Origin of the sequence: Pseudomonas sp. ME-P-057 (genome assembly GCF_030208975.1) — a bacterium.
Taxonomy (GTDB): domain Bacteria; phylum Pseudomonadota; class Gammaproteobacteria; order Pseudomonadales; family Pseudomonadaceae; genus Aquipseudomonas; species Aquipseudomonas lutea.
Genome location: NZ_JARVSX010000033.1, coordinates 265,808 through 280,177 on the forward strand (window position 1 = coordinate 265,808; position 14,370 = coordinate 280,177).

At 60.6% G+C, this 14,370-nt stretch carries 15 protein-coding genes; 11 read left to right on the forward strand and 4 right to left on the reverse strand.

What is annotated here, in order from left to right; genetic code table 11:
• Positions 1–312: 312 nt before the first annotated feature.
• From QRN48_RS17820 to QRN48_RS17840, 5 genes are all read left to right on the forward strand, one after another.
• On the forward strand, positions 313–1,035 hold the full coding sequence (locus QRN48_RS17820) for a TetR/AcrR family transcriptional regulator (RefSeq protein ID WP_037013254.1): 723 nt from the start codon (positions 313–315) through the stop codon (positions 1,033–1,035).
• An 18-nt stretch (positions 1,036–1,053) separates the two neighbouring features.
• Positions 1,054–1,611 carry a hypothetical protein gene (locus tag QRN48_RS17825; RefSeq protein WP_037012377.1) on the forward strand — a complete coding sequence of 186 codons (558 nt, stop codon included), beginning with the start codon at positions 1,054–1,056 and terminating at the stop codon, positions 1,609–1,611.
• 26 nt (positions 1,612–1,637) lie between these two features.
• Positions 1,638–2,915, forward strand: a complete 1,278-nt coding sequence (locus QRN48_RS17830; protein ID WP_285352019.1) for a flavohemoglobin expression-modulating QEGLA motif protein — start codon at positions 1,638–1,640, stop codon at positions 2,913–2,915.
• 422 nt (positions 2,916–3,337) lie between these two features.
• Positions 3,338–3,481 carry a hypothetical protein gene (locus QRN48_RS17835; RefSeq protein WP_285352021.1) on the forward strand — a complete coding sequence of 48 codons (144 nt, stop codon included), beginning with the start codon at positions 3,338–3,340 and terminating at the stop codon, positions 3,479–3,481.
• 189 nt (positions 3,482–3,670) lie between these two features.
• The gene (locus QRN48_RS17840) at positions 3,671–4,582 is read left to right on the forward strand and encodes an alpha/beta hydrolase (protein WP_285352023.1); all 912 of its coding nucleotides are present in this window, start codon (positions 3,671–3,673) and stop codon (positions 4,580–4,582) included.
• Positions 4,583–4,832: 250 nt separating this feature from the next.
• On the opposite strand, the gene lptF is transcribed toward QRN48_RS17840, so the two are convergent.
• The 3 genes from lptF to QRN48_RS17855 form a co-directional block, all read right to left on the reverse strand.
• Entirely contained in the window at positions 4,833–5,615 is a 783-nt protein-coding gene (lptF, locus tag QRN48_RS17845) for a lipotoxin F family OmpA-related lipoprotein LptF (protein ID WP_037012369.1), read from the reverse strand.
• A gap of 48 nt (positions 5,616–5,663) precedes the next feature.
• Positions 5,664–6,089, reverse strand: coding sequence for a DUF4398 domain-containing protein (locus tag QRN48_RS17850; protein ID WP_037012367.1), 426 nt, complete (start codon positions 6,087–6,089; stop codon positions 5,664–5,666).
• Between the two features lie 279 nt (positions 6,090–6,368).
• Positions 6,369–6,704: a pilin assembly protein gene (locus QRN48_RS17855; protein ID WP_191944427.1), complete on the reverse strand. Its 336-nt coding sequence runs from the start codon at positions 6,702–6,704 to the stop codon at positions 6,369–6,371.
• A 326-nt stretch (positions 6,705–7,030) separates the two neighbouring features.
• Between QRN48_RS17855 and ppc the strand changes: the two genes are divergently transcribed.
• The 6 genes from ppc (at position 7,031) to QRN48_RS17885 (ending at position 13,480) form a co-directional block, all read left to right on the forward strand.
• Positions 7,031–9,667, forward strand: a complete 2,637-nt coding sequence (ppc, locus tag QRN48_RS17860) for a phosphoenolpyruvate carboxylase (RefSeq protein WP_285352027.1) — start codon at positions 7,031–7,033, stop codon at positions 9,665–9,667.
• 281 nt (positions 9,668–9,948) lie between these two features.
• Positions 9,949–10,596, forward strand: coding sequence for an adenylate kinase (gene adk / locus QRN48_RS17865; protein WP_037012363.1), 648 nt, complete (start codon positions 9,949–9,951; stop codon positions 10,594–10,596).
• A gap of 89 nt (positions 10,597–10,685) precedes the next feature.
• Positions 10,686–11,360: a tRNA (adenosine(37)-N6)-threonylcarbamoyltransferase complex dimerization subunit type 1 TsaB gene (gene tsaB, locus QRN48_RS17870; protein WP_285352029.1), complete on the forward strand. Its 675-nt coding sequence runs from the start codon at positions 10,686–10,688 to the stop codon at positions 11,358–11,360.
• Positions 11,361–11,572: 212 nt separating this feature from the next.
• Positions 11,573–11,863: a hypothetical protein gene (locus QRN48_RS17875; RefSeq protein WP_285352139.1), complete on the forward strand. Its 291-nt coding sequence runs from the start codon at positions 11,573–11,575 to the stop codon at positions 11,861–11,863.
• Complete coding sequence (locus QRN48_RS17880) at positions 11,860–12,732, forward strand: DUF72 domain-containing protein (protein ID WP_285352031.1); 873 nt, start codon at positions 11,860–11,862, stop codon at positions 12,730–12,732. The genes QRN48_RS17875 and QRN48_RS17880 overlap by 4 nt, the downstream gene beginning before the upstream one ends.
• A gap of 49 nt (positions 12,733–12,781) precedes the next feature.
• The gene (locus QRN48_RS17885; protein WP_285352033.1) at positions 12,782–13,480 is read left to right on the forward strand and encodes an extensin-like domain-containing protein; all 699 of its coding nucleotides are present in this window, start codon (positions 12,782–12,784) and stop codon (positions 13,478–13,480) included.
• A gap of 199 nt (positions 13,481–13,679) precedes the next feature.
• Here QRN48_RS17885 and QRN48_RS17890 read toward each other — a convergent pair whose 3' ends face one another.
• Positions 13,680–14,312, reverse strand: coding sequence for an energy transducer TonB (locus QRN48_RS17890; RefSeq protein ID WP_285352035.1), 633 nt, complete (start codon positions 14,310–14,312; stop codon positions 13,680–13,682).
• Positions 14,313–14,370: the final 58 nt, after the last annotated feature.

Sequence of the window (14,370 nt, forward strand, 5' to 3'; positions counted from 1 at the left end):
TGCAGGGCGGCTTTTTTTTGCCTGATCAGATACAGAAGGCAGGCCCGACGCAAAGAATGTGGCGAGCAAGCGCGTTCCTGCATCAGATCAGAAGCGTTGCGATCAGGCGCTCGCACCGCCAATCAACAGCTTCGCGGGCACGCGCGCTCCTACAGGGGATCACCCGCATTGCGGGAATCGCGCCGCACGCGATTGAGTATGGGCCGCGGTCGATTGTAGGAGCGCGCTCGCCCGCGAAGGCGTCGGTTCAGGCGCCGACGTCAGGTGATGTATGTTGAATGATTCAAAAAAGGAAACCCCGTCGTGAACCGCATGACCCCTCAAAAGGGAGCCGCTGGCATGGCCACGGCCGTCGCACAAAGTGTTCGGTATCAGGGCCGCAAGGCGAGTCGAGAGGGCAGCGAGCAGCGTCGCCAGCAGATTCTCGACGCTGCCATGCGCATTCTCATCCGCGATGGCGTGCGGGCGGTGCGGCATCGTGCGGTGGCGGCCGAGGCGCAGGTCCCGCTGTCTGCGACCACCTATTACTTCAAGGACATCGATGACCTGCTCACCGATGCCTTCGCTCAATACGTCGAGCGCAGCGCCGCCTACATGGCCAAGTTGTGGACCAGCACCGAGGCGTTGCTGCGCGAGATGGTTGCCCGCAACGACGGCAGCGCAGAGGCCCGCGCGCGTCTGGCGGACGAAATAGCCCGGATGACCATGGAGTACGTGCGCCATCAATTGCTGACCCGCCGCGACCAGCTCATTGCAGAGCACGCATTCCGTCTTGAAGCCCTGATCAACCCGCGTCTGGCGCCACTGGTAAGTGCCCACCAGCAGATATTGCTGCAAGGCAGTGCCCAGTTTCTCGAGGTCATGGGCTCGCTTCAGCCACAGCTGGATGCTCAAGTGTTGACGGGGCTCATCTGCCGGATGGAATATCAGGGCCTGCTCAGTGGACCTCAACCCGACGCCGACGAAGAAATGCTCGCTATTCTTACTCGCCAGATGCATCTGGTACTGGGCACTGCCAAGCCGATGGCTGGCTGATACCTCAAGGAGAACCCGATGAAAGTCTGGAGCGTGTTGCTCGCCATGTCGTTCGTGCTGTTGAGCGGATGCCTGGTGACTTTCAAGGACCCGATCCCGCTCAGCACCACTGCCCCGCCCAAATTGCTCGGCACCTGGAGCAGCAAAAACGCGTGGGGCGAGCCACTCGAGCTGGAAATCAGCCGCGCCGGTCCCGAGCGCTACAAGGCGGTGAGCTACCGCAAAGGCGACCGCAAGCACCGCGACGAGTACGTCTTCACTGTGTCGCGCCATGGCAGCCGCTGGTACGTGTCTGCGGCGCTACCTGCCAAATACGGGGCCAATTACGTCATCGCCGGTTTCGATCTGATGGACAACGAGAACGGCGCTGACGAACTGGTGGTCTATGACCTCGACCTGGAGCGATTTCAGCAGCTGGTCGAGCAGAAGGTTCTCGATGGCGAGCGCGTCGATACGGTGAAGGGCGATGGCATGCTGATCTCCAGTTCGATGGACAAAGTCTTCGCCTACCTTGATGACCCGGCCAATTCCGACGTCTTTCTCAAAGCGGCTCAATATCAGCGCATGACCAAATAGCGCAAAGGTTCAATAAGGGGTTCCGGGTGGACGAATACCAACAGACTATTCGCACGTTGTCCGATCGTATCGTGTTGGCGCAGACCCCGATCCGGGTTCTTGATGCCGTGAAGTGGGATGACAACGTCCGCAAAACCTTCCTCGACGGCAAAGGCAAGCACATGCCCGAAGTCGATCGCGCCTACTACGAAAATCGCCCGCTGGGCTTTGACTCGGGCGCGGTGAAGCTGGAATTCCAGAACATTGAACGCGACATCACACGGCAACTCGGCCAGTTCAATCCGGTCGGGCAAATCATGCGCCGCATGTGCAAGGAGTACCGGATGGTCATCCGCATGCTCGAAGCGCGTGGCACCCCTGACTTCGGCCTGATCTCCCAGGAGCTCTACGGCGCCGCTTCCGATGCGTTTCATGCGGGGGACCCGACGCTTTCGGATCTGGGCATGATGCTGTCGGATTACCTGAACAACATTGCCGGGCGTGGCGATCTCAAGGATGAGCCGAAACTGCTGACGGCCAAAGACGCCGTCGCCATGCTGCAGACCCGGCTCAATCGCACGTTTGGGGAGGCGGAGGAGACGATCCGGGTGTTCGAGTCCGACGGCATCGTGGCCGACGCAGCGGCGGGGGCGGATTACATCAAGATCCGCAGCGATGCGATGTTCAACGAGCGTGACGTGCGCGCCCTTGAGGTCCACGAAGGGCTGGTACACGTTGGCACCACGCTCAACGGCCAGAACCAGCCGATTTGTACCTTCCTGTCCAAGGGGCCGCCCTCGTCGACGGTCACTCAGGAAGGGCTGGCGATTCTGATGGAGATCATCGGTTTTGCCTCCTACCCAAGCCGCCTGCGCAAACTGACCAACCGCACCCGGGCGATTCACATGGCCGAGGAGGGGGCGGACTTTCTGCAGGTGTTCGACTTCTACCGCGAGCAGGGCTTCGGCATGTCGGAAAGCTACGGCAACGCCAGTCGTGTGTTCCGCGGCTCGGTGCCTACCGGTCTGCCATTTACCAAGGATTTGTCCTACCTCAAGGGCTTCATCATGGTCTACAACTACATCCAGCTTGCCGTGCGCAAGGGCAAGCTGGAGCAAGTGCCGCTGTTGTTCTGCGGCAAGACCACGCTGGAAGACATGCGCACGTTGCGCCAGCTGGTGGACGAAGGCCTGGTGGTGCCGCCCAAATACCTGCCTGATCAGTTCCGCGACATGAACGCGCTCTCGGCCTGGATGTGTTTCTCCAACTTCCTCAATCACCTGAGCCTGGACCGGATCGAGGCGGATTACTCCAACATTCTTTGAGGCATTCATGCCTGTGGGCGAAACGACCAATGCAAGATCCACGCATTGGCCTGGAACCTGTAAGAGCCGGCTTGCTGGCGAAGGCGTTGGGTCAGCTGCGCAGATATGACTCCACTGACGCGTTCGCCAGCAAGCCGGCTCCTACGGTCGTGTGTCACGGGCTAGGTCGTGGATTGTCGTACATTGCATTTAGGTCCATCACCTGAAGCAGGACCGGATCGAAGCGGATTACTAGAATATCCTGTTAAGTGTTCATGCCTGTGGGTGAAACGTCCAATGCAAGATCCACGCATTGGCCGGGAGCCTGTAGGAGCCGGCTTGCTGGCGAAGGCGTTGGGTCAGCTGCGCAGATATGACTCCACTGACGCGTTCGCCAGCAAGCCGGCTCCTACGGTCGTGTGTCGCGGGATAGGTCGTGGCCTGTGCTGCGGATTGACGTAGATTGCATTAAGGTCCATCACCTAAGCCTAAGCCTGAGCCTGAACCTGAACCTGAACCTGAACCTGAACCTGAACCTGAACCTAAACCTGAACCGGATCGAAGCGGATTACTCGAATATCCTGTGAGGCCTTCATGCCTGTGGGCGAAACGACCAATGCAAGAGCCACGCATTGGTCGGGGAACCTGTAGGAGCCGGCTTGCTGGCGAAGGCGTTGGGTCAGCTGCGCAGATATTGACTCCACTGACGCGTTCGCCAGCAAGCCGGCTCCTACGGTTGTGTGTCGTGCCCGTTATCATGAAAACAAGGACATCGCTTGAAGCGTTTTCTCATCTTGTTCCTCGCTATCACCCTCAGTGGCTGCAGCGAACTGCTGTTCTACCCGGAACGCGGTCTGCCGCTGACGCCGGACAAAGCGCACCTGGCCTGGCGCGATGTCACTCTCACCGCCGCCGACGGCACCCGGCTCAACGCCTGGTTTCTGCCGGCAAAGCCCGGCGTACCGTTGAAGGGCACCGTGCTGCACCTGCATGGCAACGGCGGCAACATGGCGTGGCATCTGACGGGAAGTGGGTGGTTGCCGGAGCAGGGCTATCAAGTGCTGCTGGTGGACTATCGCGGCTATGGCCTGTCCGAGGGTGAGCCCAGTCTGCCAGCCATCTACCAAGACATCGACGCGGCTTTTGACTGGCTGAACGCCGCACCCGAAGTGCAGGGCAAGCCTCTGGTGGTCCTCGGCCAGAGTATTGGCGGGGCGCTGGCCGTGCACTACCTGTCCGAACATCCGCAGCAGCGCGCGCGGGTCAAAGCGCTGGTGCTTGATGGCGTTCCGGCAAGCTACCGCGAGGTGGCGCGTTATACCCTCGGCACAGCCTGGCTCACCTGGCCCTTCAAGCGGCCGCTGTCATGGGTGATCCCCGATGCCGACAGCGCCATCAATGGCATGCCTCAGCTCAAGGGCACGCCGATGTTGCTATTCCAAAGCCTGGACGACACGCAAGTGCCGCTGCACAACGGCATCAGCTTGTATCAGGCTGCCCCGTTGCCGCGAGTGCTGCAACTGACCCGCGGGCCTCATGTTCAGACCTTCGGTGACCCCACCTGGCGAGAGGTCATGGTTCGTTATCTGGACGATCCGCAGCACTTCAATGGCCTGCGCAGGCTGGGCGAAATCCCCAATTACCCTGATCCTCAAACCGGTAGCGCGCCGTCGTCGTCTCAACCGTAAGGGGCAGAGCGGCTGAGCGATAGAGCGACAGAGCAACATGAGTGACAGTCCGCGCGCCCAGGATTTGTGGGAGTGAACTTGCTCACGAAGAGGCTGCACCTTTGCTCGCCTCTTTAACGTCGGAACACGCTGATGCGCAAGCAAGCTCGCTCCCACAGCGCTCGTAGTGTCGGATTAATCGCATTTGTGGCAGAAAAAAGCCCCGCCTGTCTTTCAACAGGCGGGGCTTTTTGTTGCCGTTACTACCGCATTACTGCATCGACGAGCGCGGTGCTACTGGCTGGTTGTCGTTGGAGATGGTCACTTCCACACGACGGTTCATGGCACGACCCGAGGCGCTGGCGTTGTCAGCCACCGGGTACTCTTTGCCATAACCTTGGGCAACGATGCGCTCTGGGCCTACGCCCATCTTGATCAGTGCCATGCGCACGGAGTTGGCGCGGCGCTCGGACAGCGAATCGTTGTAAGCGGCCGAACCGGTGCTGTCGGTGTAGCCTTCAACGATGACTTTGCGATCCGGGTTTTCCGACAGGAACTGGGCCAGCTTGTTCACGTTGACCAGACCGGAAGACTTCAGCTCAGCCTTGTTCAGATCGAACAGTACGTCACCGAAGGTCACCAGGGTGCCACGTTCGGTTTGCTTGGCGTTCAGGCTGTTCTGCAGCGCTTTGATCTGAGCATCGCGAGCATCCAGACGTGCCTGAGCGCGTTGGGCCGATGCGTTTTTCAGGTCGTTTTCAGCAGTCTTCAGGTTGATCGTCTGCTTGGCCAACTCAACACGCTGGTTGGTCAGGTAAGCCAGTTGATCGACCTTCTTCTGGTCATCGTTGTTGCGGTACGCAGCATCAGCCTTGTCCAGCCACTCGCTCGCGTCTTTGGTTTCCAGCGCGGCCAGTTCAGTGGCTTTCGGGTTGCTTTGCAGCGCCGAGTAATTGGTGCGGGCTTGTTCCAGGTTGACGTTCGGCTGCGAAGAGCACGCCGCCAGACCAACGCTCAGAGCCAGCAGGGCAGGAATAAGTACTTGTTTACGCATAATATTTTCGTCCTTTAACTCGATGGCCAATGCTTGAATTGCGAGGGATTACTGAGTGACAGGCTGAACCTGACGCATGCCTTCTTCACGCAACTCATTGACGCCCTGACGAGCATCCTGCACCGCTTTCTGTGCCTTGGCGGCCTGAGCCTTACGCTCGGCTACACGTGCGTCCCACTCGGCCTGTTCGGCATATTTACGAGCTTCGTCGTAGTGCTTTTCCTGCATCGCCAGTTCGGCTTGCTTGAATTTGTCCTGAGCGGACTTCATTTCAACGGCGGCGTATTCGGTACCGCCAGCAGTGACAGCGGCATTGACGGCCGACTGGGTCACGGCGTACTGCTCGCTTGGAGGATTACCTGCGCAACCAGCCAGAAGAACGCTGGTGCCCAGCGCCAGCGCAGCCAGCTTCAGGCCGCGCAGGCGATTGAACGTGGTTTTGGCAGTGCTGGTGTTCATGGTGGTCAACTCCATTTCGTAACTCCTGAAAACTTGGTTGTTCCATTGAGCGATGAGCACATGCGGATGGATAGTATTTCGTCACGTCCGCTGCCATATGGCGGCTTTCCTGCAATGGCTAACTGGTCGGACCGCTGCGTTTTTTGAATAGTTCAGACATTTTTTCAAACACAGGGTCAGGATTTGTTACGTGTTGTGAATTTGACGCTCAAAAAAATGACGCATAACGCCGACCGTCCCGTAACGCCGATTCGCACAGGAAAAAACCCTGCATCGCGGCCTCCAGCAGGCAGATCACAGCGCTTCGCGGTCCGCGATCTCCTGCAGATGACGCCGGGACAACTCCAGGAAGCGGGGCGTCGGACCCACATCCTCGTAAAGCGGGTTGCCTTCTTCGTCCGTCGCGACAACGTGCTGACCGCGCACGTAGGGAAAGCTGGCCTCCAGTTCTTCCAGCGCGGCGCCTATCAGCTCACCCAGCAGTTCCTCGGGCGTTCGCTTGGGATACATCTCGGCAATCGCGGCCAGGCGTGCGGCCGCCTCGACATCCAGATGAATGGCGTAGGCAGTCTCGGTCAGACGACCCTTGGCGTTCTGTTCCCACTGTTCGGCGAGCTCTCGGATTTTCATGAATACCTCATCAGTTCCGTCGTACGACGGGCGTTGGATGTCGGGCCTGGCCTTGGCGAAGCGTGTGACTGAGACTAGCTCCCTCTGCACGGGAAATGTCCCGAGGGTTGCGCAGGGCTATGGATTTGTCGCTCTATACACCTGGCCCTCGATAGAGATAGAAACGAAACCCCCGCAGCCGTTCCGTTGGGCAGCCATAAAAGGCTTCTTGACGCCCCGTTGGGCAGCGGCCATTTTCAGGTGGCGGACTCGAGCGGCTCATAGGGGATGACCCAATCCCCATGAACGCCGACCTGTGAAAACAATAAAGCTGAAGGAGAGGCTGGATGGCTGATATCGATGCACGATTGCGCGAGGACGTTCACCTGCTGGGTGAGCTGTTGGGCAACACGATTCGTGATCAGCATGGCGCTGATTTTCTCGACAAGATCGAACGCATTCGCAAAAGCGCCAAGGCTGACCGGCATGCATCGACCCAGGGCACCGAACAGCTGAGCTCCAGTCTTGAGGGGTTGGGCGAGTATGAATTGCTGCCAGTGGCGCGCGCATTCAACCAGTTTCTTAACCTGGCCAACATCGCTGAGCAGTATCAGCTGATTCATCGTCGCGACGACAGCAAGCCGCAGCCCTTTGAGTCGAGGGTCTTGCCCGAGCTGCTGGAGCGTCTGAAGCAGGCCGGTCAGACCCCGCACGCGCTGGCGCAACAACTCACCACCCTGGAAATCGAACTGGTGCTGACCGCGCACCCGACCGAAGTGGCGCGGCGCACGTTGATTCAAAAGTACGATGCCATCGCCGCCCAGCTGGCAGCGCTGGACCATCGTGATCTGAATCGCCACGAGCGTGAGCAGATCACCGAGCGTCTGCAGCGGCTGATCGCCGAGGCGTGGCACACCGAAGAGATCCGTCGCGTGCGTCCTACGCCTGTGGACGAAGCGAAGTGGGGCTTCGCGGTGATCGAAAATTCCCTGTGGCAAGCCATCCCCAATTACCTGCGCAAGGCCGATCAGGCCCTGCATGCCGCCACCGGCTTACACCTGCCGCTGGAGTCGGCGCCGATCCGCTTTGCTTCGTGGATGGGTGGCGACCGCGACGGCAACCCCAATGTCACTGCAGCCGTGACGCGCGAAGTGCTGCTACTGGCGCGCTGGATGGCCGCCGACTTGTACCTGCGGGACGTCGATCAACTGGCCGCCGAGCTTTCAATGCAACAGGCGAGCCCGGCCCTGATGGCTGCCGCCGGTGACAGCGCCGAGCCTTATCGCAGCGTTCTCAAACAACTGCGTGAACGGCTGCGGGCGACCCGCAACTGGGCCCATGCGTCGTTGAGCGTCACGCAGGCTGCCCCCGATGAGGTGCTGCACGAGAACCGTGAGCTTCTGGAACCGCTGCAATTGTGTTTCGAGTCGTTGCACGAATGCGGCATGGGCGTGATCGCCGACGGTCCGCTGCTCGACTGCCTGCGGCGCGCGGTTACTTTCGGCCTGTTCCTGGTCAAGCTGGACGTGCGTCAGGATTCCACTCGGCACAGCTCGGCCATGAGCGAAATCACGGATTACCTGGGCCTCGGTCGCTATAACGAGTGGGACGAACAGACGCGCATCGACTTCCTGCTGCGTGAGCTGGACAACAAGCGGCCGCTGCTGCCGGCGCATTTCAGTCCCGAAGCTGACACCGCCGAGGTGCTGGCGACGTGCCGCGAAGTGGCAGCTGCGCCTGCCGCATCGCTGGGCTCCTATGTCATTTCAATGGCGGGCGCAGCGTCCGATGTACTGGCCGTGCAACTGTTGCTGAAAGAAGCCGGTCTGCAGCGATCGATGCGTGTGGTGCCGTTGTTCGAAACGCTCGCCGACCTGGATAACGCCGGCCCGGTGATTGAGCAGCTGCTGAGCATCCCTGCTTATCGCCAGAGCCTCGAAGGGCCGCAGGAAGTCATGATCGGCTATTCGGATTCGGCCAAGGATGCCGGGACCACTGCTGCAGCGTGGGCGCAATACCGGGCGCAGGAAAAGCTGGTCGATATCTGCCGTGCGCAACAGGTGGAACTGCTGCTGTTCCATGGCCGCGGCGGCACCGTGGGTCGTGGCGGTGGCCCCGCGCATGCGGCCATCCTGTCGCAGCCGCCGGGCTCTGTGGCTGGGCGGTTCCGCACCACCGAGCAGGGCGAGATGATCCGCTTCAAGTTCGGTTTGCCGGACATCGCCGAGCAAAATCTGAACCTCTATCTGGCGGCTGTGCTGGAGGCGACCTTGCAGCCTCCGCCGATGCCGCAGCCTGCCTGGCGTCAGGTGATGGACGAACTGGCCGCTGATGGCGTCAAGGCCTACCGCGCCGTGGTCAGGGAAGACCCCGAGTTCGTCGAATACTTCCGGCAGGCGACGCCGGAGCAGGAGCTGGGTCGCCTGCCTCTGGGCAGCCGGCCGGCCAAGCGCCGCGAAGGCGGAGTCGAAAGCTTGCGGGCCATTCCCTGGATTTTCGCCTGGACCCAGACGCGCCTCATGCTGCCGGCATGGCTGGGCTGGGAGAGCGCGCTGAGCAAGGCGCTGGAACGCGGGCAGGGCGATCTGCTCGCCGAGATGCGCGAACAGTGGCCGTTCTTCCGCACTCGCATCGACATGCTGGAAATGGTGCTGGCCAAGGCTGACAGCGACATCGCTCAGCTCTACGATCAACGCCTGGTAGAACCGAAGCTGCTGCATCTGGGGACGCATTTGCGCGGCCTATTGTCGCAGGCGTGTGACGTGGTGCTTGGCTTGACGGGGCAATCACGGCTACTGGCCCACAGCCCCGAAACGCTGAAGTTCATCAGCCTGCGCAACACCTACCTGGACCCTCTTCATTTATTGCAGGCGGAGTTGCTCGCGCGCTCGCGTCAGCAGGAAGCGAGCCTGGACAGTCCGTTGGTGCAGGCGCTGCTGGTGTCTGTGGCGGGCATCGCGGCCGGATTGCGCAACACCGGTTAACGACCCCCCGGCGCGGCTGCGTGAAGTTGCTGCCTTCATTCAGCCGCGTTGCGAACGCTCGATGCAGTGCGGCGTTACCCGGTTGCACGTCTGCGCGTCCTTGCGCCGATCGATGCCAAGCTACTGGTTTTTCGCGGGTTACTGCGACTTTCGGCGTCTTGTGCGGCATGAATCGGCTGTGTATCTTGATCAGCCTTTGGCCGTTGGGTCAGTAAATTTTGCGATTGGCCCCATTTAGGCGAATCCGACGATATCTCTATAAAAATTTGAGGAGCACAACAATGCGCGTGATTCTGCTGGGAGCTCCCGGGGCCGGCAAAGGTACTCAGGCAAAGTTCATCACTGAGAAATTCAAGATCCCGCAAATCTCCACCGGCGACATGCTGCGCGCTGCGGTGAAGGCCGGCACAGAGCTGGGCCTGAAGGCCAAGAGCGTCATGGACAGCGGCGGTCTGGTGTCCGATGACTTGATCATCGGCCTCATCAAGGATCGTTTGTCGGAACCGGATTGCGCAGGCGGTTGCCTGTTCGACGGCTTCCCCCGCACCATTCCCCAGGCAGAAGCCCTGAAGAACGCCGGTCTGGCCATCGATTACGTCATCGAGATCAAGGTCGATGACGAAGAGATCGTCAAGCGCATCTCCGGTCGCCGCGTTCACGAAGGCTCCGGTCGCGTTTACCACACGCTGTACAATCCGCCGAAGGTGGAAGGCCTGGACGACGTCACCGGCGAGCCACTGGTCCAGCGCAAGGACGATGTCGAAGCCACCGTGCGTCATCGCCTGTCGGTCTACCACTCTCAGACCAAGCCGCTGGTGGATTTCTACACCAAGCTGCAGGCGCAGGACGGCATGCCTAAGTGCAGTCACATCGAAGGCGTGGGCACGGTCGAAGAGATCACTGCCAAGGTGCTTGAAGCCCTGAGCTGATTTGCCTGCTCATGCGTTGAACAACGGCCCGCTTGCGGGCCGTAGTTGTTTATAATGCGGCCCTTTTTCGCCTGATGATGGAAACCCCGATGACCACCTTGCTGGCCCTGGACACCGCCACTGAAGCCTGCTCAGTTGCTTTGCTGCATGACGGCAAGGTGCTGACTCACTACGAGGTGATCCCGCGCCTGCATGCGCAAAAGCTATTGCCCATGATTAAAGACCTGCTGGCCGAGGCGGGTATCGGTCTGTCGGCGCTGGATGCCATTGCCTTCGGGCGCGGGCCGGGTGCGTTTACTGGCGTGCGTATTGCCATCGGTGTCGTCCAGGGCCTGGCCTTCGGTCTGGATCGCCCGGTGCTTCCGGTTTCCAACCTCGCTGCGCTGGCTCAACGCGCGTTCCGCGAGCAGGGCGCTGCTCAGGTCGCGGCGGCCATCGACGCGCGCATGGACGAGGTCTATTGGGGCTGCTACCACGAGGTGGGAGGGGAGATGAAGCTTGTCGGCGAAGAGGCTGTCATGCCCCCCGAAATGGCAGCCTTGCCGAGCGCAGCAACGGGCGACTGGTTCGGTGCCGGCACCGGCTGGGGCTACGCCGGGCGCATCGCGGTAGATGTTGCAGGCCAGGACGCCAAGCTCTTGCCTCACGCTCAGGATTTGCTGACCCTGGGCACGTTCGCCTGGCATCGGGGCGAGGCCATCGTTGCCGATGATGCTCAACCGGTTTATCTGCGCGACAAAGTGGCGACGCCGAAGGCGCGTTGAGCATTCATCCCAACCCGCTTGGGTGGATTGGCCGCGCTACGCTCGATCTGCGACCCAGGTCACACTGCTGATGACCGTTCGGCGACAAATCTGCATAAAGTCTGCGCGCCTTTAAACATTTGGCAATAAGTGTGGTCTAGTTATCGTTCACCTGTTTGCTTGATGGCAAGCTGTGAGATTAAATTGCCACTATCCGACGCCGAGTAAGCATGATGCGAATCACCGGTCCTCTACAACGTACCTACCCGATCAAGCGCAAGCCCCGCAGGGATTCTGCGGCGGTGGAAGGCACGTTCGAGGAAGTGAACGATGTGATTGAGGTGGTTCCGCAGACGGCCCGTCGCCAGACCGGCACCACGGCAAACGTACCGGCGCGTCAGCAAGACATCATTTTCCCCCGTGCCATGAGCACCCGCGTGGCTCACGCACTCAGCAGCTACCTGACGACCTCGACGTTCGTCGACTGGGACCTCGAAGTCTCCGGGCTCGATCTCCACGTTTGAATCTTCCCCACCCGCCTTACTACATCGGATGTCCGTCCTGGAGCGAAAAAGCCTGGCGTGAATCCCTGTACCCGGCGGACGCCCCGGACAGTGATCTGCTCGGCCTTTACGGTCAGGTGTTCAACGCCGTCGAAGGCAACACCACGTTCTACGCGCGACCCAAGCCTGCGATTGTCCAGCGCTGGGCTGACGCCTTGCCCGAGCACTTCCGCTTCAGCGCAAAAATCCACCGTGACATCAGCCATGCAGGCGACCTGCGCGAGCACCTCGACGCGGTGGAGGATTTTCTGCAACTGCTCGCGCCGCTGGGCAGCCGAATCGAACCGTTATGGTTGCAGCTGTCGGCGAGCTTTGGCCCCCAGCGCTTGCACGAACTCGCTGCATTCATTGATGCGCTGCAAGGCCGGTCCCTGGCGGTGGAAGTGCGGAACATGGCTTTTTTCAGCAAGGGCGAGGAAGAGCGTCAATTCAATCGCTTGTTGCTTGATCGCGGCGTGGAACGGATTTGCCTGGATTCAAGGCCGCTGTTCAGCAGCGTCTCCAGCGATCCTGCCGTGCTGCATGCGCAGTCGCAAAAGCCCAAGGTTCCGCCCCGTCCGGCGGCGCTGACGGCCTTCCCTCAAGTGCGGTTTATCGGCGGGCCCGATCAAGCCATCAACCAGCGCTTCATTGTGCAGTGGGCCGAGAAGGTTGCCGGCTGGATCGAAGAAGGGCGCACCCCTTCGGTGTTCTTGCACACGCCGGACAACATCGCTTCCCCGGAGCTTGCTCGCCGCTTTCATCATCAATTGATGACGCTGCTGCCCGGGCTGCCCGACTTGCCGGAGCTTGATCGCGGTCCGCACGTGGAGCAACTGGGGCTGCTCTGAGGTCGAGATAGGGGGGACCCTTTCGCCCGTCACAAGAGATCCTTACTGGATGCGCGGCTCAACTGTCTTTCTTCTGCTCATTCTGCTCGGCGCAGTGGCTGCGTTTTCCATCTGGCGTGGCTGGTTGCCGGTCGCGGACCGCTGGAACCCATGGGCTCCGCTGAATGTGCAGGAACAGCCCAATCTGCTGACCCCTTTCAAGCTCTGGCGATTGCAGGAGGATCCGGCGTTGTGCGTAGCCGCGCTGCAAACTTCCAGCCTGCGCTATGCCCGGCAGGCGGACAGCCCGGCCAACGCCAAATGTCCGCTCATCAACACCCTGCGTATCCAGGGTGGCGATGTCGCCCTGAGCAGCAGCTTTCTGTCCAGCTGCCGCCTCGCGGTCGCCTATGCGCTGTTCGATATTCATCAATTGCAGCCCGCCGCGCAGTCGGTGTTCGGGCAGAAGGTCACGCAGATCGATCACCTGGGCAGCTTCGCTTGCCGAAACGTCTATAACCGCAGCGAAGGACGTTTGAGTCAGCATGCTTCGGCCAACGCGCTGGACATTGCCGGGTTCAGGTTGGCGGACGGGCGCAGGATTTCGGTGCTCAGGGACTGGGACGACGCAGGAGAGAACGGACGGTTTCTAAAGGCGGTCAGGGACGGCGCCTGCAAGCAGTTCAACACGGTGTTGAGCCCTGACTACAACGCCGCGCATCGCAATCACTTTCATCTGGACATGGGTCGCTGGCGAGTCTGTCGCTGATGAGATTTACGCGATTCATTCCCACGCGGGGCGCGGGGAAGATCAATCAGGGGCAATGCCGCGCCCATTGTAGGAGCGCGCTTGCCCGCGAAGGCGTGTATCTCGTCGCCGCAGTGATAGCCTGACCCAACGCATTCGCGAGCAAGGTGGAGGGCCACCCCGGTGATTCCCCGATATTTGAGAAGCGGCGGGCTTGGGTTTAGGCAGCGATGCGCAGGTTCTGCAACACAATCGGTCGTGCCCAACCGTTATCGAACGCCAGATGACGCTGCTGCTCGGTCATTTCTTCGGCACTGAACGGCGTTGCAGGCTTGTCGGCCAAATCCCATTCAAACTCGGCGATCGGCAGGAACAACGGACGCGGCTGAGGGCCCGGGCCGGGCTCCACGGTGTCATCGTAAGGGTTGAGGACCGTCGGGCGGACCCACGTGTCATCAAATTCCAGGTTGCGCTGCTGCTCGATCATTTCCAGCACAGTGAAAGGCTTGGCGGGCTTGTCGGCCAGGTCCCACTCGAACTCGGCGATCGGCAGAAACAACGGCTCCGGTGGCGCAATTTCCTTGTCCTGAACCGGGCATTCACGCTGCTCGACGATTTTGCCCAGGACCGCAGCGCCGGCAATCGGCTCGCCGGTCAGGTTGTCGGTAGTGGCGGCGATGGCGCTGTAGGGCGCAGGCGTGGCGGCGTTATCGTCCACCTGCTGGGCCATCGCACGGGCAAACGCATCCTGCCAGAGCTGCGTGACGCCGCTCAGGGTTTCGGTATTGCGTACGCTGTAATCGCCTGCGTACGACAAGTAGCCTATGGATGAGGTTTGCTGAATGTCTGACATAAGCGCTCAGTACATGCCGTGGGTCTGGCAAAATGCCGGATACATTCGTTATCGGCAG